We start from the raw sequence: 23,098 nt of genomic DNA on the forward strand, positions 1-23,098 counted from the left end.
GTCACCGGCGACGGCGCGAAGTGGATCGACTCATGCGTCAAGGAGCACTGCCCGAACGCGGAGCGCGTGCTCGACGGCTTCCACATCGTCAGCTGGATGACCGGCGCGCTCGACGACGTCAGGAAGCGCCTGTGGAACGATGCGAGGCGCGGCGGCGACCAGGAGGGCGTCAAGCGCATGCGCGGCGTCAAATACGCCGTGTTGAAGAACCCCGACCATCTCACCGACCGGCAGGACGAATCCCTCGCCGCATTGAGGAACACGGATCCCAAGGGCCAGCTCTACCGCGCATGGCAGCTCAAGGAACTGCTGAGGAACCTGCTCAAGCACCCGCTCGGACAGGCCACCGCGGAACTCAAACACTGGGTGTTCTGGGCGTCCCACAGCCGCATCCCCGAGATCGTCGAACTCTCCCAAAAGATCCGCAGACGGCGGCCCGACATCCTGCGCACGATCGAGCTGGGCTACTCCAACGCCAGACTCGAGGCGTTCAACAACAGGATCAAGGTCACCATCCGCATGGCCTACGGCTTCCACCACGTGGACAACCTCATCGCCCTGATCATGCTCCGATGCGGCGGCCTCGACATCCGACTACCAAAGCCCACAACCTAACCCACGAAAACAGCACAAGCCTCTCAAATCTTCATAGAACACGTGAACGATGGTGGTCACGCCGCTTGATTTGAGATGCGCTTCGCGTTTTCGTTCATATTCCAGCTTGGCTGAGACACTGGCCCGGTTCGCATTACTCGCATCGGCGTATTTTGCCATACCGTCATATTCGGCCACGATGATGCATCCGTTGGCCAATTTCCAGCAGAAATCAACGCGGTAAGGGTATTGAGCGTTGCCGGGATTATCGAATTCCACCTGAAGCAGTGGGACAGCGAAATGGTGCTGTTTGATTAGTCCGCGCATCAGTGATTCGCCGCCGTTCTCGCTTAATGGATCAGCACATTCAAGAAGCGGCTTGACGCGGGAAGTGTCTGGTGAGACTTGGATGAGAAGCGACCATATTCGATCGATTGTGGTGTAATTCCGCCGTAGCGCAGAATCGAAGAAAGCCAAGGCGTAAGGAAACTCGAACTGTTCCGCGCAATCGATAAGCGTGCGTTCGGGGGAGGTCACGCGAATGCCGTAGGCGGTCCACGGGCGAATATCGTTCATATAGATTCGTCGAAGTTTCGCGCAGTCGGAGTCTCGACTGGTCAATGTGCTCGCTATGGATACCGTGCCGTCATGAAGCGAATAGGCATGATCCAACCGGTAGGCACAAGCGGCACTGAGCCCAGCGAAAACCCAAGAGGGATGCTTCTGTGCAAGTGTACGCATAACATGCATTTCCTGTTCTGAGGGGTTGAGCGTTTTCCAGTATTGAGGGGTGGCATACATCGCCGGATAGGGCGCGATGAGTTCGCGCGCTGTTTCCCGCCTTTTCAATGCGCGACGTTGTGGGCTGGTGCTGCCAAAGGCGCATCGCTGTTCGGATTCGGCTTGCCGCAGCAGTGCGGTCACTTCCTTGTGCTCTTTCATGATGCCGACGCTAAACCGTCGATTATGCAAAGCGCAAGCGGAACGGACAATGTGGATACAGCTTCCCATTTTCGGCGGGTTGTGGATAACTGAACGATGACGATGGTCAATATGCGGCATCAAAGCCGCGTGGGATTATAACGGCAGCTCATTGGATATCGTGTTGGAAAAACAGGCAAAGCGTCTGGAATGTGGTATCCGCGTCGATCTATGACGAATTACAACGAAGCTGTCTTCGGAATACTTGGAATACAGAGAAGGGGATTCCGATGAAGCAGCACAAGGCAGTGGTGCTGAATTACGCATTAAGGCCGCAAGCATGGCCGAGCGGCTGGAGAAGACTGCCAATGAGATGGCGCAGCGGGGCTATGAGTTGGTGACCTTCTCCGTTACCAACTCGACCAAGGCGATCGCTGTGTTCAGTATCGGCAAGACCGACTGACGCAGGCGAGGCGAAGAGTCGACTATCCACGAACACGCCGAGTCACGCGCGGATGATAGAGTGAAATTCCATGGTTAGAAGAACACATGGCAATTCACAAGAGCACGTCACCAAGCATATTTTCGTCACCGGTGGCGTTGTTTCCTCACTTGGCAAGGGCCTGACCGCTTCCTCCCTCGGTCGTTTGCTGCGTAGCCGTGGCATCCGGGTTCTCCAGCAGAAGCTTGATCCGTACATCAATGTGGACCCGGGCACGATGAACCCGTTCCAGCATGGCGAGGTCTATGTGACCGAGGACGGTGCCGAGACCGATTTGGACATCGGCCACTACGAGCGTTTCCTGGATGTGTTCCTGAGCCAGAAGGCCAACGTCACCACCGGCCAGATCTATCAGGAGGTGCTGCGCAAGGAGCGCGCCGGCGAGTACCTCGGCCAGTGCGTGCAGGTGATTCCGCACATCACCAACGAAATCAAGTCCCGCATGCGCGCCCAGGCCTCCGACGACGTGGACGTGATCATCACCGAGATCGGCGGCACCGTGGGCGACATCGAGTCCCAGCCGTTCCTTGAGGCGGCCCGCGAGGTGCGTCGTGACCTCGGCTCCGAGAACTGCATGTTCGTGCACGTCTCGCTGGTGCCGTACATCTCCGCCGCGCACGAGCTGAAGACCAAGCCCACCCAGCACTCCGTGATGATGTTGCGCCAGCTGGGCATCTCCCCGGACGCGCTGGTGCTGCGCTCCGACCGTCCGCTCAACCAGGGCATCAAGGACAAGATCAGCCTCATGTGCGATGTGGACGCCGAGGGTGTGGTCAACTGCGTGGACGCCAACAGCATCTACGACGTGCCGAAGATCCTGTTCGACGAGGGCCTCGACGCCTATGTGGTGCGCGAGCTCGGACTGCCGTTCCACGACGTGGACTGGGACGAGTGGGAGGACCTGCTCGAGCGCGTCCACCACCCGAAGCACGAGGTGAACATCGCCATCGTCGGCAAGTACATCGACCTGCCGGACGCCTACCTGTCCGTGACCGAAGCCATCAAGGCCGGCGGCTTCGCCAACTGGGCCAAGGTCAACGTCAAGTGGGTGGCCGCAGACCGTTGCGAGACGACCGAAGGCGCCGCCGCCGCGCTCGACAACATCGACGGCATCGTGATCCCCGGAGGCTTCGGCATCCGCGGCATCGAAGGCAAGATTGGCGCGCTGAAGTTCGCCCGCGAGAACAAGCTGCCCGCCCTCGGCTTGTGCTTGGGCCTGCAGTCCATGGTCATCGAATACTCCCGCCATGTGCTGGGCATCGAGGACGCCAACTCCTCCGAGTTCGAGCCGGATTGCGCCAACCCGGTCATCGCCACGATGGAGGAGCAGAAGGACATCGTCGCCGGTCACGGCGACATGGGCCACACCATGCGTCTGGGCTCCAACCCGGCCGAGCTCGAGGAGGGCTCGCTGGTGGCCGAACTGTACGGTACCACGCATGTGACCGAGCGTCACCGCCACCGTTATGAGGTCAACGTGGCCTACAAGGACCGTCTGCGTGAGGGCGGTCTGCGCATCTCCGGCCAGAGCCCGGATGGCGAGCTCACCGAGTTCGTCGAACTGCCGCAGGACGTGCATCCGTTCTACGTGGGCACCCAGGCCCACCCGGAGTTCAAGTCGCGCCCGACCAAGCCGCATCCGCTGTTCGCGGGACTTGTCAAGGCCGCGCTCGATCACGAGACCGAACGTCTAGGCAAGTGACGCGTTGGTGCTTGCCGGTTCTCCTGTCTGGTTCTTTGGCGTCGTGATTCCGCTAGCCAGATACGGTTACGCTGACTGACGAATCACTGTGCCATGGCATTGATACGGTAAAGGGGCGGTGTGGTCTCCCGATGGGGAGGCTGCGCCGCCCCTTTGCCGTCATTCGTGGCCCGTGGCATGTCGAATATGGCTTGGTTTCGTGCGCGACGGTAAAAAATTACCGCCTCCGTCTCTGTTTGATACGATGCGATTAGGACGCATGCTACGGCGGAAAGTAGAGCAATGAGCGAGCGCGATACGACATCACTCAGGCGATGGGCCCGACGAAGGGAACATCGTGGATTGCCGATGCCGGCATGGTCCGGGAAGAGGGCACGCTGGTTGACGCGGCCGAAACCATCCCCTGTGAGCCAGCTCACATCCGTCGGGTGCTTCTGTGTAACCTGTCATGACAAGCATTCCGCCTACAATGGCGGTGTTTGGACAAAGCCATGTGCCATATATGCGGCTGATGCCGGAGTGGAGAGCGAACACGATCATGACCGATAACAATAACGTCGGGGGTGCGAACACGGCGGGGAGGTCTCCCGCTGACCCTGTGACCAATGAGGCCACGCAAGTGCTGGGGTCTCTTGATGCGGTGGCCGATCCCGCTGCCGAGAACGCGCGCAAGGGCCATGTGTGGCCGTGGGTCGTAGTGGCCGCGTTCGTCGCCATGATCGGTGCCGTGGCGGCCGGCGGATGGTGGTATTTCGAATCCCACGCCCTGCCGGGCACCACCTTGTGGGGCAATTCGATCGCCGGCCAGACCAAGGACCAGATCGTCCGGACAGTGGAGGACAACGTCAGGAACGCGACGGTCCAAGTCACGTACAATGGCAAGTCCGGCGATTTCCGTCTTAGCGACCTTGGACTGGATGCGGACGTCGACAGCATCGCCCAGGAGGCGTTCGACGCCAAACGCGACGACGCATGGTGGCAGCGTTACGCGTTCTGGACCAAGAAGGACGTGACCCCTGAATTGGTCAACGCGGCCGCCGCCACGAGCACCGTCATCGACGAGCAGCTGGGTTGCAATGGCAAGCAGCCGGTGGATGCGCAGGTCAAGCTCAATGGCGATGGCAGCGGCTTCGATGTGGTGCCCGGCCAGCAGGGTCAGGGCGCCGATCCCGAGCCGATCGCCACCGCTCTGGCAGATACGGTCAAGGGCTTCGGAGCCACCGAGGCGAAGGCCCAGACCGTGGAGCTCAAGGACATCAACCCCGTCGTCACCGACGAGATCGCCACCAAGGCCAAGGCCACGCTGGACAAGTACGTGGCCAAGCCGGTGACCATCAAGGTCTCCGACCATGACGTCGCCTCCATCGACGCGAAGGCTCTGGCCGCCGCGATGACCATCGACGCGAACGACAACTCCAAGCTCAAGGACAATCAGTGGCGTGACGGATACGTCGTCTTCGACGCCGCCAAGCTGCAGAAGTACTACGACGAGTCCATCAAGTCGAACCTCAAGACGGGCCGTGAGGACCGGGAGACCGTGGTCAACAACAACGGCACGGTGCTGCAAACGATTTCGCAGGGACATGACGGCGTCACCATCGCCGACGGCGCGGACACCAACATCGGCGCCAGCGTGATTCAGGCCATGGAGAAGGGCCAGAGCTCGATCACGGTCGAAGGCAAGGTCGACCCGATGAAGGACAAGACCGTCAAACGCCATGTGGTCGTGGACCTTTCGGACGGCAAGGTGTACGCCTATGAGAACGACCAGCTGGTCAAGGCGATGAACATGTCCGCCGGCGAAGGCACCGTGCGCGGCGTCGGCACCTGCATGGGCGATCTGTGCACGCCCACCGGCGACTTCACCATCTGGCTCAAGTACCCGTCGCAGGACATGAGCGGCAATCTGACGCTTTCGGACGGCTCCCAGTCCCAGTGGGACGTCAAGGACGTCGGCTTCGTGAACTACTTCTCGCGTTCCGGATGCGCCATCCACCGCATCGTCTCGCCGATGACCGACGCGCAGATCGGTGCGATGAACGCCAACACCTCCCACGGTTGCGTGGGCATCGGCTGGGACGTGGCCGAATGGTTCTACAACTGGTGCCTCGACGGCACCAGCGTGCACGTCCAGGCCTGACGACGTCTGGGATGGGTGAGGGTGAAGCGCGTAATGCGTGGCCGCATGTGGTGTCGTGCTGTCGATGCTGCGTCTGACTCGGCCGACTAGTCCGATTACTGTGGGACCTGCTGCAAGGTGGGTCCCACTTTTTTGTTCTTTGCTGTTCGGGACGCTCGCTAGGCGACCCTTTGCGGCGCGGTGCCATATGCCGTTCGGCGATGTGGCGCGGCGGTGATTCGGAGTCGCTGCGAATAGCGAAGCGGTTCCGAATCAGCCCTTGCATCCGAGCAGTCGGCGTCGTATGCCTGTAATGAAACACACAACCATTATTCGTTGCGGTTGGTAGTGTTTCCCCATGGGTTCTGTTAGGTTTACCTAGGACTATGAGCGATACAAGATGGAAGGCAGGATGGTGACCGAAAACACAGCGCCAAACGCCGCCGCTGACGTGGAGATGAGCCAGTATGTGGCCGATCGTTCCCGCGTCAACGAGGAGAAGATCAGGCAGGACGACGAGATCATCAGCCAGTTCGGCGATTACAGCTACGGCTGGCATGATTCCGACGCGGCCGGCGAGGCGGCCAAGCGAGGCATCGACGAGAACGTCGTGCGCGCCATCAGCGCGGACAAGGGCGAACCGCAGTGGATGCTCGACATGCGTCTGCGCGGCTTCAAGGCATTCCTCGACAAGCCGATGCCAAACTGGGGCGTCGACCTCTCGGGCTTCAACGCGGAGAACTTCAAGTACTACGTCAAGCCGATCGAGAAGCAGGCCAAGAGCTGGGACGAACTGCCCGACGACATCCGCTCCACTTACGACCGTCTGGGCATCCCGGAGGCCGAGAAGAAGCGTCTGGTCTCCGGCGTGGCCGCCCAGTACGAGTCCGAGGTGATCTACAACTCCATCCGCGAGGACCTGAAGAAGCAGGGCGTGATCTTCGTGGACACGGACACCGCCGTGCGCGAATACCCTGACTTGGTGAGGAAATACTTCGGCACCGTGGTGCCGCCCGAGGACAACAAGTTCGGCGCCCTGAACACCGCCGCATGGTCCGGCGGCTCGTTCGTGTACGTGCCGAAGGGCGTGCATGTGGACATCCCGCTGCAGGCCTACTTCCGCATCAACACGCCGGCCATGGGCCAGTTCGAGCGCACCCTGATCATCGCCGATGAAGGCTCCTACGTGCACTACGTCGAGGGCTGCACCGCCCCGATCTGGTCCGAGGACTCGCTGCATGCCGCCATCGTCGAGATCATCGTTGAGAAGCATGCCCGCGTGCGCTACACCACCGTGCAGAACTGGTCGAACAACGTCTACAACCTCGTCACCCAGCGCGCCTATGTGCGCGAAGGCGGCACGATGGAATGGGTGGACGGCAACATCGGCTCCAAGGCCACGATGAAGTACCCGGCCTGCATCCTCGCCGAGCCGTACGCCAAGGCGTCCACCATGTCCCTCGGCTTCGCCGGCAAGGGCCAGTACCAGGACACCGGCGCCAAGATGATTCACCTGGCCCCGCACACCAGCTCCACCATCGTGGCGAAGTCCATCTCACGCGGTGGCGGTCGTTCCGCCTACCGCGGCCTGGTCAAGATCGTCAAGGGCGCCGAGGGCTCGTCCAACTCCACCGTGTGCGACGCACTGCTGGTGGACGACTTCTCCCGCTCCGATACGTACCCGCATGTGGACGTACGTGAGGACGACGTCTCGATGGCCCATGAGGCCACCGTCTCCAAGGTCTCCGAGGACCAGCTCTTCTATCTGATGAGCCGCGGCCTCAAGGAGGAGGAGGCCATGGGCATGATCGTGCGCGGCTTCGTCGAGCCGATTAGCCGCGAGCTGCCGATGGAATACGCGCTCGAACTCAACAGACTTGTGGAACTGCAGATGGAAGGATCGGTGGGCTGATTCCGATGACTCAGGAACAACAGCAGAACGTCCAGAACGTCAAGGAAATCGCTATCCCGGTCGCGGACCCGAACGATCCGTACGCCATTCCGGCGACCATGCCCTCCTCAGTGGACCACGCCGTCCGCTCGTTCGACGTGGCGGACTTCCCGGCCCCCGATCGCAAGCAGGACGAATGGCGCTACACGCCGATCGAGCGCATCAACGAGTTCTTCGAGGTGTTCAAGCCGTCCGGCGAGACCAAGATCGAAGTGTCGATGATCGACGGCGGCCCGCTCGTCGAAGGTGTCAAGCTCTACCAGACCGAGCTGGGCGAGGCCCCCTCCGGCACCGTCTCCAAGCCGAACGACCGCGTTTCGGCGGTCGAATGGAACTCCGGCACCACCGCCACCGTCATCGAGCTGAGCGGTGAGATCGCCCAGCCGGTGTTGGTCAAGGTGCATGGCGAAGGCCCGGACCTCGACGCCTTCCATCTGGTGATCGCCGCGGCCGACAAGTGCCATGCGGACGTCGTGGTCGAGCACGAGGGCGACGCCCGTCTGGCCGAGGGCGTGGAGATCACCACCGGCAAGGACTCGCACGTCTCCGCCACGTTCATCCAGGAGTGGGCGAAGACCGCCAAGCATGTGGCCAACCATCGCATCCATGTGGGTGAAGGCGCATCCCTGCGTCACTCCGTGGTGACCCTGAGCGGCGACATCGTGCGCATCCGCATGGATCAGGACTTCGGCGGCGAACAGGGCGACCTCAACATGCTCGGCATCTACTTCGTGGACCCCGGTGAGCACATCGAACACCGCACGATGGTGGTGCACAACCACCCCGACTGCAAGTCCCGCGTGGTCTACAAGGGCGCGCTCGACGGCAAGGGAGCGCACTCCACCTGGGTGGGCAACGCACTCATCCAGCCCACCGCCCCCGGCACCGACTCCTATGAGCTCAACCGCAACCTGGTGCTCACGCCGGGTGCCATCGCCGATTCCGAGCCGAATCTGGAGATCGAGAACGGCAACATCATCGGAGCCGGCCACGCCTCCTCGGTGGGCCGTTTCGACGATGAGGAGCTGTTCTACCTCGAGTCCCGCGGCATCCCCGAAACCGACGCCCGCAAGCTCGTGGTGCGTGGCTTCTTCGGCGAACTCGTCGAGGAGATCGGCATACCAGCCATCTCGCAGCACCTCATGGACGTGATCGACCGTCGTCTGACCCGTGGCGAAAGCGCCGCCATGACGCAGGTCCTCGAAGACAAGTAAGCCGACGGTCAGGCATAACAGGCCAAGGCCAGCGGCAGCCAAGCAAAGACATTTTTTAGGAGCACACACATGTCAACACTCGAAATCAAGGATCTCCACGTCCACGTCGAGACCAAGGAAGGCATCAAGCAGATCCTCAAGGGCGCGAGCCTGACCGTCCACTCCGGTGAGACCCACGCCATCATGGGCCCCAACGGTTCCGGCAAGTCCACGCTCGCCTACACGCTCGCCGGCCACCCCAAGTACGTGGTCGACTCCGGCGAGGCCCTGCTCGACGGTCAGGACATCCTCAAGATGACCCCGGACGAGCGCGCCAAGGCCGGCCTGTTCCTGGCCATGCAGTACCCGGTCGAGGTGCCGGGCGTGTCCATGACCAACTTCCTGCGCACCGCCAAGACCGAGATCGACGGCGAGGCGCCGGGCGTGCGTCAGTGGACCAAGGAGCTGTCCGAGGCGATGAAGCGCCTCAAGATGGACCCGAAGTTCGCCACCCGTTCCGTGAACGAGGGCTTCTCCGGCGGTGAGAAGAAGCGCGCCGAGGTGCTGCAGCTCGAACTGCTGAAGCCGAAGTTCGCCATCCTCGACGAGACCGATTCCGGCCTTGACGTGGACGCTTTGCGCATCGTCTCCGAGGGTGTGAACCGCGCCAAGGAGGCCAACCAGTTCGGCATCCTCATGGTCACGCACTACACGCGCATCCTCAAGTACATCAAGCCGGACATCGTGCATGTGTTCGCGGACGGCCACTTCGTCAAGACCGGCGGCCCGGAGCTCGCCGATGAACTCGAGGAGAACGGCTACGACGCCTACCTGCCCGAAGGCGCCGACTCCGAATCCGCGCTGGCCTGAGTCTGTCCGCATCTTCCGTGCCGGTGGAGTGTGGAACGCTTTGGTTCCAGCGTCGGCGCGTGGGTTGGGATATGCCGTTCACGACACGCTCAAGGCCGCTCGGCCAAGCCTACGGTCGTGAACGGCATATCCCAACCCACGCTTTACTTCCGTCGGCATCGTTACGTTGGTGAGAGCGTCTCTCTGGCAAGGAGGGGATTGGCGTGGCGCGTGTTGGCCGACCGTAAGCAGCGCAGGCGTGTGCTAAGCTCCGCGAGCACACGCCGGAGCGGGGCCGAACGGCCTTGAGTGTGTCGGACAGCACGCACCACACCAATCCACCGTCACATACAGGGAACGGTTCAGCACAGATCATCGAAAGCGCGGATAACCTATAACCACAGCAAATGAAGGGGAAACATGGTTGATTTTAAGGCGATTCGGGCGCAATTCCCGATTTTGGACCAGGAGATCCACGGTCATCCGCTGGTGTATCTCGATTCCGCGGCCACCTCGCAGAAGCCGAATGCGGTGATCGACGCCGAAGCCGACTTCTACCGTACGATTAACGCCGGCGTGCATCGCGGCGCCCATGAGCTGGCGGCCCGTTCCACGGTGGCCTTCGAGGAGGCGCGCGCCAAGGTGGCCAAGCTGGTCGGTGCCAACGCCGAGGAGGGGAACGAGGAGATCGTCGTCACCGGTGGTGCCACGGCGGGCCTGAACCTGCTGGCCACCGCGTTCGGCAACGCGAGCCTCGGCCGTGGGGGAGAGGCCGCCAAGCGCTTCGCCCTGAAGCCGGGCGACGAGATCGTCGTCTCGCGCGCCGAGCACCATTCCGTGTTGCTGCCGTTCCAGGAGCTGGCCTACCGCACCGGCGCCACGTTCAAGTGGATCGACCTGACCGAGGACGGCCGTGTGCGCACGGACAACCTTGACGAGGTCATCACCGAACGCACCAAGGTCGTGGCTGTGACCCATGTGGGCAACACCACGGGCGCCATCACGGACATCGCCCCGATCATCAGGCGCGCGCATGCGGTCGGCGCCGTGTTCATCCTGGACGCCTGCCAGTCCGTGCCCCACCTCAAGGTCGATTTCCATGCGCTGGATGTGGACTTCGCCGCATGGAGCGCCCACAAGATGTACGGTCCGACCGGCGTGGGCTTCCTCTACGGCAAGCGCGAGCTGCTCGAGGCGTTGCCTCCGGCCAACTTCGGCGGATCGATGGTGGAGCTGGCCTACATGGACCATGAGGCTCAGTACATGGAGCCGCCGGCCCGTTTCGAGGCCGGCACCCAGCCGGTGGCGCAGGTGGTGGCCGCCGGGGTCGCCGCCGAATGGATGATGAACATCGGACTTGAGAACATCGAGGCCCACGAGCGGATCATCGCCGCCGAACTGCTCAAGCTCGGCGACATCGACGGCATCCGCATTCTGGGACCGCGTGAGAACGTGGACCGCATCGGCACCGTGGCCTTCGACGTCAAGGGCGTGCACCCGCACGATGTCGGCCAGTTCATCGACGCGCAGGGCATCGCCATCCGCGTCGGCCACCATTGCGCGCAGCCGGTGCATCGCCACTTCGGCCTGTACGCGTCCAACCGCGCCTCCTCCGGCGTATACAATTCGGTGGAGGACGCACAGGCGTTGGTGGAGGCCGCCAAGGGCATCCGCAAGTTCTTTGGAGTGGAATAAGGAACAATAGAGGTATGAGTGATTTCGGCATGAGCGGCGACGAACTGGAGCAGATGTACCAGGAGGTGATCCTCGAGGCTGCCAAGCATCCGCACGGCAGGGAGTCCTTCGCTCCCGACGCCGCCGTGGAGCAATCCGCGGGAGCGCCCGGTCCGGACGCCGCCGACACCACCGTGCGTGCCAGCCACGAGTACTGCACGCCGGGGGAGTCGCACCAGTTCAACCCCACCTGCGGCGACGAGGCCACCATCCATGTGGAGGTGTCTGACGACGAGCCGCACCCCATCAAGCGTCTGGTCTGGGACGGCCACGGCTGCTCCATCTCGCAGGCCAGCCTGTCCGTGATGGTCGATCTGGTGGACGGCAAGACCGTGGACGAGGCCATGCATCTGGAGGAGGCGTTCCACCGGCTCATGGAGTCGCGCGGCGCCGGCCTGAACGACGAGGCGCTGGAGGACGAGCTCGGCGACGCCGTCGTGTTCCAAGGCGTGTCGAAATACCCGATGCGCATCAAGTGCGCCCTGCTAGGCTGGGAAGGGCTCAAGGATTCCATCGCCAAGGCGTTGGCCGCAAAGAACTGAGGTAAACACAATGACCGACAACAATCTGGTTCCAGAACCCAAGTCGTCCATCTTCGACGCCGTCAACGACGTGTTGCAGGACGAAGAGGCCGCCCGCCGTGTGATGATGAATCCGGCATTGGCCAAGGGCTTCCCGAATGGGCACCCGGTGGGGCCGTCCGGTGACGCTGCGCAGGGCGCGCACGGTGGCGATGCATGCGGATGCGGCAACCATCAGGGCGCCTGCGGATGCCATGACGATTCCGGCACCGGCGACGATCAGATTCCGCTCAAGGCCGTGGACGACATCGGCCGCGCCACCGCCGAGGACGTGCGCGAGGCACTGCATCAGGTCATCGACCCGGAGCTGGGCATCGACGTGATCGATCTGGGTCTGGTCTATGGCATTGAAATCGACGAACTCGGCCGCGCCATCATCACGATGACGCTGACCACGCCGGCCTGCCCGCTCACCGATCTCATCGAGGATGAATGCGCCTCCACGCTGGCCGGGCTGGTGGAGGAGTTCCGCATCGACTGGACGTGGAACCCGCGCTGGACGATGGACCGTATCACGCCCGAAGGCCGTGACCAGCTCGCCGCCTTGGGCTTCAATTTCGACAACTTCCCGACGTACTGACGACGGTGGGCGAGACGGGCGGATAGACTCGTCGAAAGCCGTTGTCCCGCCGGCTCGCCCCATACACGGTAAAACGCATATGCCCCGCGATGTGATTCGCGGGGCATACGCGTTTTACCTAATCGCCGTGTTCAGTCGTATCAGTCGTCGACGATGGTGTTCTTCGGCACCACGGTGATGCCGTCCGGCGTGACGGTGAAGCCGCGGGCCAAATCGTGTTCGGTGTCGATGCCGACCGTGGAGTTCTCGGTGAGCACCACGTTCTTATCGAGAATCGCCTTGTACACGCGGGCACGACGGTTGATGACCACGCCGTCGAACAGCACGGAATCGACAATCTGCGCCCAGGAGTGGATGCGCACGTTCGGGGAGAGCACGGAGTGGTGCACCTCGCCGCCCGAGACGATCACGCCGGGGGAGACGATGGAGTCCGTGGCGTGGCCCAGACGGTCACGTCCGGCGTGCACGAACTTGGCCGGCGGCAGGTTGCCGGACATCGTGTAGATCGGCCAGTCCTGGTTGTACAGGTTGAATTCCGGCACGTAGGCGATGAGGTCCATGTGCGCATCGTAGAACTGCTTGATGGTACCCACATCGCGCCAGTAGGCGTGATCGGTGGCCGTGGAACCCGGAATCTCGTTGGAGTTGAAGTCGTAGACGCCGGCCTCGTTGCGGGAGGCGAAGTAGGGGGCGATGTCGCCACCCATGTCGTGCTTGGTATCCGCGGCCTTCTCGTCGAGGGCCAGCGCCTCGAACAGGGCCTTGGTGTTGGCCACGTAGTTGCCCATGGAGGCCAGAATCTGGTTCGGATTGTCCGGCAGGCCGGTGGTGGTGGCGGGCTTCTCCTGGAAGTTCTTGATCATGTTCGGGTGTTCCGGATCGACCTGGATCACGCCGAACTGCTTGGACTGCTCGATGGGCTGGCGGATGCCGGCCACCGTGAACTCGGCGCCGGACTCGATGTGCTGCTGGACCATCTGCTCAAAGTCCATGCGGTAGACGTGGTCCGCGCCCACGATCACCACGATGTCGGGCTGCACGTCCTCGATGATGTTGATGGTCTGGTAGATGGCGTCGGCGGAACCGAGGTACCAGTGCTTGCCGAGTCGCTGCTGCGCCGGCACAGGGGAGACGTACGAGCCCAGCAGCGGCGAGAAACGCCACACCTGGGAGATGTGACGGTCAAGCGAGTGGGACTTGTACTGGGTGAGCACCACGACCTGACGGTACCCGGAGTTGACCAGGTTGCTCAACGGGAAATCGATGAGTCGGTACACGCCACCGAAGGGGACGGCGGGTTTCGCGCGATCGCGGGTTAAAGGCATCAGGCGCGTCCCCTCGCCACCTGCAAGCACAATTGACAGAATCTTGGGATTCTTGGCCATCGTAACTGTCCTCTCTTGTTACTGAGCGTCTTTCGACACCGCACTGCTGGGCCAAACGCTTCCTTGCATTTGGTTGACATAGTTAATAATTGCAGAAAAAAACGAACATGCAAGGCTTTCGCCCCCGCGTGGCGTGAACTCGCAATGAATAATGTGGCGGCACGCCGTCGTCGCTCGGCGCGTCGCGTCGTTTGCCGGCGTGTCGAGCGACGTTTCGGCGGTGAACGCGCGCGGTGCCAGTGTGGGTCAGTGTGGGTCAGTGAGGTATCAGCGCAACGTCGGTGTGCAACATACGCACAAAATCAGCGTGTGGCGTAGAAGGCGACGGCGCTGGACGCGGCGACGTTGAGCGAGTCGACGCCATGACTCATCGGAATCTTGACCGTCAGATCGGCACGGGCGATGGTGTGCCGTGACAGGCCGTCGCCTTCGGTGCCGAAGATCAGCGCCAGCTTGCCGATGTGCTCGGCGTCGTCGGAGGGCAGGTGCAGGCGGCGCGTCAGCTCGTCCAGCGAGATCGAATCGTCCTCAAGCGCCATGGCCACCGTGGTGAAGCCCAGCGATTTGAGCTCGTCGATGCCCTTGAAGGGCCAGTAGTGACGGTCCTCGGTGCCGTCCTCATTGAGCCCGGTGATGCGGGTCCACGGCACTTGGAACACCGTGCCCATCGACACGCGGGCGGCGCGCCGATACAGCGGGTCGCCGCAGGAGGGCGTGACCAGCACGGCGTCCACGTCGAGGGCGGCGGCCGAACGCATGAGCGCGCCCACGTTGGTGTGGTCCACAATGTTCTCCATCACCGCCACGCGGCGGGCGTTGCGGCACACCTCGGCCACGGACGGCAATTGCCAGCGGCGCATCGCGCACAGGGCGCCCCGGTGCAGGCGATAGCCGGTCAGCCGCTTGAGCTGCTCGGGGGAGGCCACGTACACCGGCACGTCCGGCCCCCAGTGCGCGTCGATGAAGGCGAAGGTCTCGGCCATGCCGTCCAGCCACGGTTCCTCGACCAGCAGCGACAGCGGCTCCCGTCCGGCCGCCAGCGCCCGGTCGATCACCTTGGGCGATTCGGCGATGAACATGCCCTTGGCCGGCTCCAGACGGTTGCGCAGCTGCATTTCCGTGAGATTCACGTATGCCTCTACGCGCGGATCGTCAACGGAGTCAAGCGTGATGCGCTGCATGGTGTCCTTTCGCGAGGGATATGGACTTGACGGCTGATGGCCGGCTGTGCGCGACGCGACGCATGCCGCACACCGACCGCCGTGCCGTACTCGATTGTGATATGCAAAAACCCCTTGCAATGCAAGGGGTTTTGTCTGTGCCCGAGACGGGACTTGAACCCGTACGCCTGTATAAAATAGGCACTAGCACCTCAAGCTAGCGCGTCTACCATTCCGCCACCCGGGCAGGTGTCGTGTGGACAACGAGTTGATACTTTAGCAGTGATTCACGGAAGTGCAAATCGAGGGGGTGCATACGGCGTGTCGCGTTTATCCGTGTAGATTTGTGAGCATGACTGATGCCCTTTTCCTCTTCGACCCGCAGGTCGACGACGTGCCGGTGAACAGCGACGAACTCCACACCGGATGGAAGCTCACCCTGCCCGCCCATATCAAGCGTCATGCCGTGCAGGCCATGCGCCTCAAGGCCGGGGACAGCCTCCAGCTGTCCGACGGCCGCGGCCTGCGCATCCGCGCGGTCATGGCCGATCCCGAGGCCGGTCTGGCCGAAGTGATCGAAGTGGGCCGCGAGCCCGCGCCGCAGACCCGTCTCGCCCTGATTCAGGCATTGGCCAAGACCGGCCACGACGAGCAGGCCATCGACATGGCCACACAGATCGGCGTGGACGAGGTGGTCCCCTGGCAGGCGGACCGGTCCATCGCCAAATGGAAGGCCGGCCGCACCGACAAGAAATGGGGCGCGGTGCTGGACGCCGCCACCGAGCAGTCCCGCCGTGCGTTCCGTCCGGAACTGGGGGAGTGCGTCTCCAGCAAGCAGATCGTGGCCATATGCCGCAGAGCCTGCGTGCATGGCGATCTGGTGGTGGTGCTCCATCAGGACGCCACCGACACATGGGCCGGCGTGGAGGAGAAGGTGGGCCGTCTCATCGACCGCACGCTCGAGGACGGCCGCCCGCGCACGGTCAGCGTGGTCGTCGGCCCCGAGGGCGGCATCAGCGAGCAGGAGGTGGCGGACTTCACCGCCGCGGGGGCCGTCAGCTGCGTGCTTGGCCGCAACATCCTGCGCGCGGCCACCGCCGGTCCGGTGGCTCTCTCGCTGCTGTCCCGCACGCTTGGCCGCTACGAGTAGTGGATCCCCGGCCGCCGTCCGTCCTGCGGATGGCGGTGCCGAAGGGTGCCGATGATGTTCGCGCAGGTCGTGGGCGAACGATGTGGCCAACGGTATGAGCGGACGATGTATGCGAGCGGCGTACGCGAACGTCGTGTGTGGATGATTACGAATCGATGTGAGTGGCGCGGGTGCTGAGTAACGCCCCCGCGCTAAGCTGTTCCATAGTCCGATATCAAGAACCAAGGAGCATGATGAGCGCATCCGACGATTGCCTGTTCTGCAAGATCATCGCAGGGCAGATTCCCAGCAGCAAGGTCTATGAGGACGACACCACGTATGCCTTCAAGGACATCAATCCCAAGGCCAAGGTCCACGTCCTGGTGGTGCCCAAGGAGCACTACGCCAACGCGGCGGAGCTCGCCGCCAAGGACCCCGCCGAGCTGGCCCACATCGTCTCCGTCGCCCAGCGCATCGCCGATGACTCCTTCCACGGCGCGTACCGTCTGGTGTTCAACACCGGTCTCGACGCCGGACAGACCGTGTTCCATGTTCACGCCCATGTGCTGACCGGCGAGAAGCTGGACGAGTAGCGAGGAGCGGGACGCTTTCGTGGCAACGACTACACGTACCATCACCATCCCGCCGCAACTCGATCCCGTGGCCGTGCTCGGTCCGGTGGACGAGGTCATCCGTGAGGTGGAACGCGCCTTCCCGGAACTCACCATCATCGTGCGCGGCAATCGGGTGGCGATCGTCTCCCGATCCAAGCAGACCGAAGCGCAGGCCGCGCAGGCCGAGGACCTGATCGATACGATCATCCAGGCCGCGTACACTGCCCCGATGGACGCCGACACCGTGCGTCGCATGCTCGACCAGAACGTGCTGAGGAACAGCGTGCGGCAGGAGCATCCGGGCCACGGTCCGGCGCATGACCGTTTCGTCCAGTCGGCCTCACTCGCCCTCGAACCGCATGCCAGGTCCCGTGCCGTCCGCACGCAGTCGGCCCATGACATGACCTATCGCAAGCCGTCCGTCCCCGGTGTCATCACGTTCGCCGCCGGCGTGCCCGTGCGCGCGAAGACGGCAGGACAGGTCGCCTACGTCAACGCCATCGAATCCCACACCATCACCTTCGGCATCGGCCCGGCCGGCACCGGCAAAACCTATCTCGCCGTGGCCAAGGCCGTGCGCGCCTTCCAGGACAAGCAGATCCGGCGCATCATCCTGACCCGCCCGGCCGTGGAGGCCGGCGAGAACCTGGGCTTCCTGCCCGGCACGCTGACCGACAAGGTGGACCCGTACCTGCGCCCGCTGTACGACGCGCTGGGCGACATGCTCGGTACCGACCAGCTCAGACGCCTCATGGACGACAACACCATCGAGGTGGCGCCGCTCGCCTACATGCGCGGACGTACGCTCAACGACGCCTTCGTGATTCTCGACGAGGCACAGAACACCACCGAGCAGCAGATGAAGATGTTCCTCACCCGTCTCGGATTCAACACCAAAATGGTGATCACCGGCGATATCTCGCAGGTCGATCTGGCCGTGCCCCGTTCGGGTCTGGCCACCATCGAGCAGATCCTTGGCGAGATCGAGGGCATCTCCTTCATCCACCTCAACACGGAGGACGTGGTTCGTCACCAGCTGGTGGGCAAGATCGTGGCCGCCTACGACCGGCACGCCGCCATCGCCGGCGACCACCGCGACATCGGCCGCAGGGGCCACCGGCGCCGGGCGCCCGAGACCGAACCCGAACACAACACCGAATCGACCCCGATTACACGAAACGAGGCAACCGATGAGCGTTGACGTGACCAACGAGACCCAGTGGGTCATCGACCCGAAGGTCTTCTCCGATTTGGGCGTCTGGGTGATGGACCAGATGCGCGTGAGCACCCAGTCCGACCTGACCATCATGTTCGTGGACCCCGATCCCATCGCCGAACTGCACATGCGCTGGATGAACCTCGAAGGCCCCACCGATGTGATGAGCTTCCCGATGGACGAGCTGAGGCCGGGCGACGGCAAAACCGTCATGGAAGGCGTGCTGGGCGACATCGTGATCTGCCCGTGGGTCGCCGCCCAGCAGGCCGCTGCCGCCGGACACAGCGCCATGCAGGAGATGCTGCTGCTGACCATCCACGGCATCCTCCATCTGCTCGGCTACGACCATGTGACGCCTGAGCAGGAACGTCAGATGTTCGGACTGCAACGCCAACTGCTGCTTACCTTCTTCGCACTGCGCCACGACGCCGGAGTCCAGGCCACGCTGCCCGCCGGCACGCCCGACGCGCTGGCCCTCTACGACGCCGCGCACGGCACGGGACGCGACCTCAACGCCAAGCAGGCCTAAGGCCCAGCCCGACCGCCACCGAATCACCAATACCACCCGCAAGGACATCGAACCATATGGAGTATTCCAGTACCACCCTCATCGCCATCACCGTGCTGCTCGTGCTTGTGGCGGCCCTGTTCGTCTGGTTCTCGCTGACCATGGCCGCCTCGGAGGGCGCCGTGGCCCGTGTGACGCGCGCGAGCCTCAACAACCTCATCCTCGAGGTGCAGACCGACACCGAGGCCAGCCAGTTCCTCAAGATGAAGAAAATCGACAAGATCCACCGCGTGCAGCGGCTGATCTCCGATCGGTACGCCACGGCCGGCAGCTGTGCGTTCTTCCGCATCGCCTGCAACGTGCTTGACGGCGTCCTGGTGGCATCCATCGCGGCGCTGTGGGGCGCCGAGCTCTGGGTGCAGTTGTTGGCGGGATTCGTGTTCGCGATCATCGTGGCCGTGGTGTCCGTGTTGGTCCGGCCGCGCACCGCCGGCATGGCCAAGCCGGTGGACATCATGCTCGCCCATTCCCGCGTGGTCTCCATCGCCGTGAAGATCACGCCGTTCACCCGCATCGGCTCCGACAAGACCGGTGGTAAGGCGTCGGGCAAGCGCGGCAAGAACACCGACCTGTCCGACGACGAGGAGCTGGACAAGATCCAGCTCGAACAGGGCAAGGCCGCCATCGACCGCCTGGTGGAATCCAACGACTTCGATCCCGAGGTCTCCGAGATGCTGCGCAACGTGCTTACGCTGTCCGACACGTTGACCCGCGAGATCATGGTGCCGCGCACCGACATGATCTGCATGGAGCGCGATACGAAACTCGCCTCGGCGCTGAAGCTGTTCTCCCGCTCCGGCTTCTCGCGCGTCCCGGTCATCGGCGAGGACGTGGACGACCTCATCGGCGTGGCCTACCTCAAGGACGCCGTGCGCGCCACCGCCTTCAACCCGGCCGCGCTGGACCGTTCGGTCGATTCCATCGTGCGCCAGCCGTTGCTGGTGCCCGAATCCAAGCCGGTGGACGACCTGTTCCACGAAATGCAGCGGTCCCGCCAGCATGTGGCCGTGGTGGTGGACGAATACGGCGGCATCGCCGGCATGGTGACCATCGAGGACACCATCGAGCAGATTGTCGGCGAGCTGGAGGATGAGCACGACCGCACCCAGCGCGCCGAACCCGAGAAGATCGGCGAGAACAAGTGGCGGATGCCGGCCCGTACGCCGATTGCCGATCTGGAGGAGATCTTCGAGATCGACATCGACGAGGACGATGTGGACACGGTGTACGGCCTGCTGACCAAGGTGCTCGGGCGCGTGCCGATCGTGGGCGCGTCGGCCGTGACGCGCGGACTAAGGCTTACCGCCGTCGATTCGGCCGGACGCCGCAAGAAGGTGTCCACCATCGTGGTCGAGCCGGCCCACGTCGAGGGCGGCGAGGAAGATGGCAAGACCTATGAGCATGCCGGCGAACAGGTCGCCGATGACGAACGTAACGCCGATAAGGAGTGAGATGAGCGATCAGCAGGATCTTCAGAATCATCAGGAAGAAGAGCGCGCCGAAACCGAGGTCACGGTGGACGCGGTTGATTTGACGGTGGAAGCCGCGGGGGAGCCGGACGAGACGGAGATCGCGGTCGGCGCTTCTGAGGGAGCGACGGAATCCCATGTCGCCGACGAGGCTGCCGATGACGACGATTCTGACGATTCGCCCCTGACCGAACCAGCGAAGGACGATGTGCCGTACCGTTCGGGCTTCGTGGCCGTGGTGGGCCGACCGAATGTGGGCAAGTCCACCTTGATCAACGCGCTAATCGGCAAGCAGATCGCCATCGCCTCCTCCCGCCCGGAGACCACCCGTAAGGCCATCCGCGGCATTCTGACCACCGAGCATGCACAGCTGGTGCTTGTGGACACGCCCGGTATTCACCGTCCACGAACCCTGCTCGGCCAGCGGCTCAACGATGTGGTGGAGGAGTCCCTGTCCGATGTGGACGTTGTGGCCTTCCTCCTGCCGGCCGATCAGGAGATCGGCCCCGGCGACAAGCGCATCCTGTCCCGTCTGCGTTCCGACTTCGCCACCAAGCGCGAGGATGGCACGTTCGTGTGGAAGATTCCGCTGATCGCCATCGTGACCAAGATCGACGAGCTCGGTCGCCAGCAGCTCATCAACAAGCTCATCGAGATCAACGACTTCGCCAACTTTTCCGACATCGTGCCGGTGAGCGCCCTGGAGCATGACAATCTGGACGAGGTCAGGAAGGTGCTCATCGAGAACACGCCCGAAGGCCCGCAGATGTACCCTGACGACCAGATCAGCGAGGAGCGTCCGGAGGACACCATCGCCGAGCTTATCCGCGGTGCGTTCCTGGAGACGTTGGACGACGAGCTGCCGCACTCCCTCGCGGTGGTCGTGGATTCCATCGACTATCCGGAGGACAACGAGACCGGTGCCGCCTACGACGGCAAGGCGCAGGTCAACGTGTCGATCTATGTGGAACGCGACTCGCAGAAGCCGATCATCATCGGCAAGGGCGCCTCGAACCTCACCTACGTCAAGAAGAAGCTGCGCACCCCGGTCAACCGCATCGTCGGCCAGAAGGCCCGCCTCGACCTCCACGTCAAGGTCGCCAAAGGCTGGCAGTCCGATCCCAAGAAACTAGACCGCCTAGGATTCTAACCCATGTCGGCTCCCCTTCCTGAGGGTGAAACTGGTCCAGTGATGTCCGCACCTATTCGGCTCCCCTCCCTGAGGGGAGCTGTCCGCGAAGCGGACTGAGGGGAGAAAAAACAGGCATACAGGAACATCACTCCGTTTTCCTGTACTCTAAAGCAATGACGTCCTATAACAAGCGCAACGTCACGCTGGCCAAGCAGCTCCCGTCGTTCCATGACTCCATGGGAGCGCAAACTATGGTATGAGTATCTTCGCTTCCGGCCTGAGCATTTCCGAAGGCAGAAGCCGATCGGAGAGTATATCGCCGATTTCAGCAGCGAGCAGGCGAAACTCATCATTGAACTTGACGGCGGAGGGCATTACTCCGAGCAACAGCGGTCGGCTGATGAGCTCCGAACCGGGGAACTCGAGAAGGAGGGCTTCACGGTCCTTCGCTTTTCCAATTACGATGTCGATTGTAATTTTGAGGGAGTATGCCGAGCGATTGAATCGGCGATTGCTTGAGGGTTTGCCTCAATCCGATTCTTCCGATTTTGGCGTGTAAGGGTCATGCGTTTTCATTGCTTAGGCGCAGTCAACTATTCATCGGCGCCTTGCGTGCACTGCCTGCCTTTGTTGTACCGTCCTGTTCTTGGGAACCTATCTAAGAAACGATGAATGCGCCTTAGTTTGTCCCATACGGAGCCGCTTATAGTGTGGCGTGGCACTGTACTATGTGGCCGGTAGCTGCGGTGGGTGATGCTCGTGATGCATGCGTGGCATATGGCTGCGGTACGAAATCCTCAGAAGGCTCTTTTTGGCGTGTTGTGTACAAGAAGGCGCGGTACGATGTGCGAAATCGCGCGTTTTTCGTGTATCGTACCGCAGGGCTGAGTGTGGTCGATTTCGCCCATGCGTCAGGAATGGCTTGTTTCCGCGGTTTTTGAAACAGTCGTATTGCCCCGATATGGATTGAAAACGTTTGCTTCGGCTGTCGGGGCACACTGCTGCGGTACAACAGCTCGAAAAGCGTTGAATCGACGCATCGTACCTCAAATGGGGTGTTGCACGCGTGGCCGAGCGCGGAGAAAGGGGTGTACGTCGCATGCGTGAGGTGCATCCCTTATGCTGTGCTTTGTCAAGTTGGTGTCTGCGTTTTGTGCAGTGTTTTTCCGCAGTGTAGGCAGCGGGTTTTCCGCAGTGTGTGCGGTATCGGCCGCTGCCTGTCTGCGTGTGTTGTTGTGTTGTTTGGTTATTTGGTCATGAGGGCGTGTTGGCTGCGGTAGGAGTGGCCCTCGAATCTGATGAGTCGTCCGTGGTGGACGGTGCGGTCGATGAGGGCGGCGGCCATGTTCTTGTCGCCGAGAATGCGTCCCCATCCCGAGAATTCGATGTTGGTGGTGTAGATGATGCTCCTTGTCTCGTAGCTGTCGCTGATGATCTGGAAGAGGAGGCGGCTGCCTTCCTCGTCGATGGGCAGGTAGCCGAACTCGTCGATGATCAGGAGGCGTGCTTTGCCGATGCCCGCGAGCTCCCGGTCGAGCCGGTTGTCCTGTTGGGCGCGGCGCAGGCGCATGAGCAGTCCGGTCGCGGTGAAGAACCGGACCGGTATGCCCCTGGCGCAGGCGAGCCTGCCGATCGCGATCGCGAGATGGCTCTTGCCGACCCCGACGGGCCCGTAGAGCACGAGGTCCTCACATCGACT

Annotated in this window: 21 protein-coding genes and 1 tRNA gene; 17 read left to right on the top strand and 5 right to left on the bottom strand. The window is 62.6% G+C overall.

The window, feature by feature from the left end:
* Positions 1 to 615 (top strand): transposase (locus BMYO_RS10720; RefSeq protein ID WP_143249177.1); only part of this gene is annotated, 615 nt, incomplete at its 5' end.
* Here BMYO_RS10720 and BMYO_RS10725 read toward each other — a convergent pair.
* Positions 595 to 1,536, bottom strand: coding sequence for a type IV toxin-antitoxin system AbiEi family antitoxin domain-containing protein (locus tag BMYO_RS10725; protein WP_094668455.1), 942 nt, complete (start codon positions 1,534 to 1,536; stop codon positions 595 to 597). The two genes, BMYO_RS10720 and BMYO_RS10725, sit on opposite strands and share 21 nt — an antisense overlap.
* Before the next feature lie 244 nt (positions 1,537 to 1,780).
* Here BMYO_RS10725 and BMYO_RS11595 point away from each other — a divergent pair, with 244 nt between their 5' ends.
* From BMYO_RS11595 to BMYO_RS10765, 9 genes are all read left to right on the top strand, one after another.
* Complete coding sequence (locus tag BMYO_RS11595; RefSeq protein ID WP_143249178.1) at positions 1,781 to 1,978, top strand: hypothetical protein; 198 nt, start codon at positions 1,781 to 1,783, stop codon at positions 1,976 to 1,978.
* 70 nt (positions 1,979 to 2,048) lie between these two features.
* Positions 2,049 to 3,719, top strand: coding sequence for a CTP synthase (locus BMYO_RS10730; RefSeq protein WP_094668456.1), 1,671 nt, complete (start codon positions 2,049 to 2,051; stop codon positions 3,717 to 3,719).
* 538 nt (positions 3,720 to 4,257) lie between these two features.
* Positions 4,258 to 5,859 (top strand): L,D-transpeptidase family protein, encoded by a 1,602-nt coding sequence (locus BMYO_RS10735; protein ID WP_094668470.1) that lies wholly within the window; start codon positions 4,258 to 4,260, stop codon positions 5,857 to 5,859.
* Between the two features lie 391 nt (positions 5,860 to 6,250).
* Positions 6,251 to 7,750 (top strand): Fe-S cluster assembly protein SufB, encoded by a 1,500-nt coding sequence (gene sufB / locus BMYO_RS10740; protein WP_094668457.1) that lies wholly within the window; start codon positions 6,251 to 6,253, stop codon positions 7,748 to 7,750.
* A gap of 5 nt (positions 7,751 to 7,755) precedes the next feature.
* Positions 7,756 to 9,003, top strand: a complete 1,248-nt coding sequence (gene sufD, locus BMYO_RS10745; RefSeq protein ID WP_094668458.1) for a Fe-S cluster assembly protein SufD — start codon at positions 7,756 to 7,758, stop codon at positions 9,001 to 9,003.
* 69 nt (positions 9,004 to 9,072) lie between these two features.
* On the top strand, positions 9,073 to 9,852 hold the full coding sequence (gene sufC / locus BMYO_RS10750; RefSeq protein ID WP_094668459.1) for a Fe-S cluster assembly ATPase SufC: 780 nt from the start codon (positions 9,073 to 9,075) through the stop codon (positions 9,850 to 9,852).
* Positions 9,853 to 10,251: 399 nt separating this feature from the next.
* Positions 10,252 to 11,526 carry a cysteine desulfurase gene (locus BMYO_RS10755; protein WP_094668460.1) on the top strand — a complete coding sequence of 425 codons (1,275 nt, stop codon included), beginning with the start codon at positions 10,252 to 10,254 and terminating at the stop codon, positions 11,524 to 11,526.
* Between the two features lie 14 nt (positions 11,527 to 11,540).
* A complete protein-coding gene (gene sufU / locus BMYO_RS10760; protein WP_094668461.1) occupies positions 11,541 to 12,107 on the top strand; it encodes a Fe-S cluster assembly sulfur transfer protein SufU in 567 nt (188 codons plus the stop codon).
* Between the two features lie 10 nt (positions 12,108 to 12,117).
* The gene (locus BMYO_RS10765) at positions 12,118 to 12,726 is read left to right on the top strand and encodes a metal-sulfur cluster assembly factor (RefSeq protein WP_094668462.1); all 609 of its coding nucleotides are present in this window, start codon (positions 12,118 to 12,120) and stop codon (positions 12,724 to 12,726) included.
* Positions 12,727 to 12,866: 140 nt separating this feature from the next.
* Here BMYO_RS10765 and glgC read toward each other — a convergent pair whose 3' ends face one another.
* The 3 genes from glgC to BMYO_RS10780 form a co-directional block, all read right to left on the bottom strand.
* Complete coding sequence (gene glgC, locus BMYO_RS10770; RefSeq protein WP_094668463.1) at positions 12,867 to 14,111, bottom strand: glucose-1-phosphate adenylyltransferase; 1,245 nt, start codon at positions 14,109 to 14,111, stop codon at positions 12,867 to 12,869.
* A 302-nt stretch (positions 14,112 to 14,413) separates the two neighbouring features.
* Positions 14,414 to 15,292, bottom strand: a complete 879-nt coding sequence (locus BMYO_RS10775; RefSeq protein ID WP_094668464.1) for a TrmH family RNA methyltransferase — start codon at positions 15,290 to 15,292, stop codon at positions 14,414 to 14,416.
* Between the two features lie 138 nt (positions 15,293 to 15,430).
* Positions 15,431 to 15,518: transfer RNA gene (locus BMYO_RS10780), tRNA-Leu, on the bottom strand.
* A 105-nt stretch (positions 15,519 to 15,623) separates the two neighbouring features.
* Here BMYO_RS10780 and BMYO_RS10785 point away from each other — a divergent pair.
* From BMYO_RS10785 to BMYO_RS10815, 7 genes are all read left to right on the top strand, one after another.
* The gene (locus BMYO_RS10785; RefSeq protein WP_094668465.1) at positions 15,624 to 16,421 is read left to right on the top strand and encodes a 16S rRNA (uracil(1498)-N(3))-methyltransferase; all 798 of its coding nucleotides are present in this window, start codon (positions 15,624 to 15,626) and stop codon (positions 16,419 to 16,421) included.
* Positions 16,422 to 16,654: 233 nt separating this feature from the next.
* A complete protein-coding gene (locus BMYO_RS10790; protein WP_094668466.1) occupies positions 16,655 to 16,993 on the top strand; it encodes a histidine triad nucleotide-binding protein in 339 nt (112 codons plus the stop codon).
* Between the two features lie 19 nt (positions 16,994 to 17,012).
* Positions 17,013 to 18,215 (top strand): PhoH family protein, encoded by a 1,203-nt coding sequence (locus BMYO_RS10795; protein ID WP_094668467.1) that lies wholly within the window; start codon positions 17,013 to 17,015, stop codon positions 18,213 to 18,215.
* Positions 18,205 to 18,759, top strand: a complete 555-nt coding sequence (gene ybeY / locus BMYO_RS10800) for an rRNA maturation RNase YbeY (protein ID WP_094668468.1) — start codon at positions 18,205 to 18,207, stop codon at positions 18,757 to 18,759. Before BMYO_RS10795 ends, ybeY begins: the two co-directional genes overlap by 11 nt.
* A 56-nt stretch (positions 18,760 to 18,815) precedes the next feature.
* Positions 18,816 to 20,249, top strand: a complete 1,434-nt coding sequence (locus BMYO_RS10805; protein ID WP_094668469.1) for a hemolysin family protein — start codon at positions 18,816 to 18,818, stop codon at positions 20,247 to 20,249.
* A 1-nt stretch (position 20,250) separates the two neighbouring features.
* Positions 20,251 to 21,417 carry a GTPase Era gene (gene era, locus BMYO_RS10810; protein ID WP_233428265.1) on the top strand — a complete coding sequence of 389 codons (1,167 nt, stop codon included), beginning with the start codon at positions 20,251 to 20,253 and terminating at the stop codon, positions 21,415 to 21,417.
* A gap of 210 nt (positions 21,418 to 21,627) precedes the next feature.
* The gene (locus tag BMYO_RS10815) at positions 21,628 to 21,918 is read left to right on the top strand and encodes an endonuclease domain-containing protein (RefSeq protein ID WP_143249179.1); all 291 of its coding nucleotides are present in this window, start codon (positions 21,628 to 21,630) and stop codon (positions 21,916 to 21,918) included.
* A gap of 727 nt (positions 21,919 to 22,645) precedes the next feature.
* On the opposite strand, the gene BMYO_RS10820 is transcribed toward BMYO_RS10815, so the two are convergent.
* On the bottom strand, positions 22,646 to 23,098 hold a 453-nt coding region (locus tag BMYO_RS10820), incomplete at its 5' end, for an ATP-binding protein (protein ID WP_158216990.1).

Source organism: Bifidobacterium myosotis (genome assembly GCF_002259745.1).
Classification (GTDB): domain Bacteria; phylum Actinomycetota; class Actinomycetes; order Actinomycetales; family Bifidobacteriaceae; genus Bifidobacterium; species Bifidobacterium myosotis.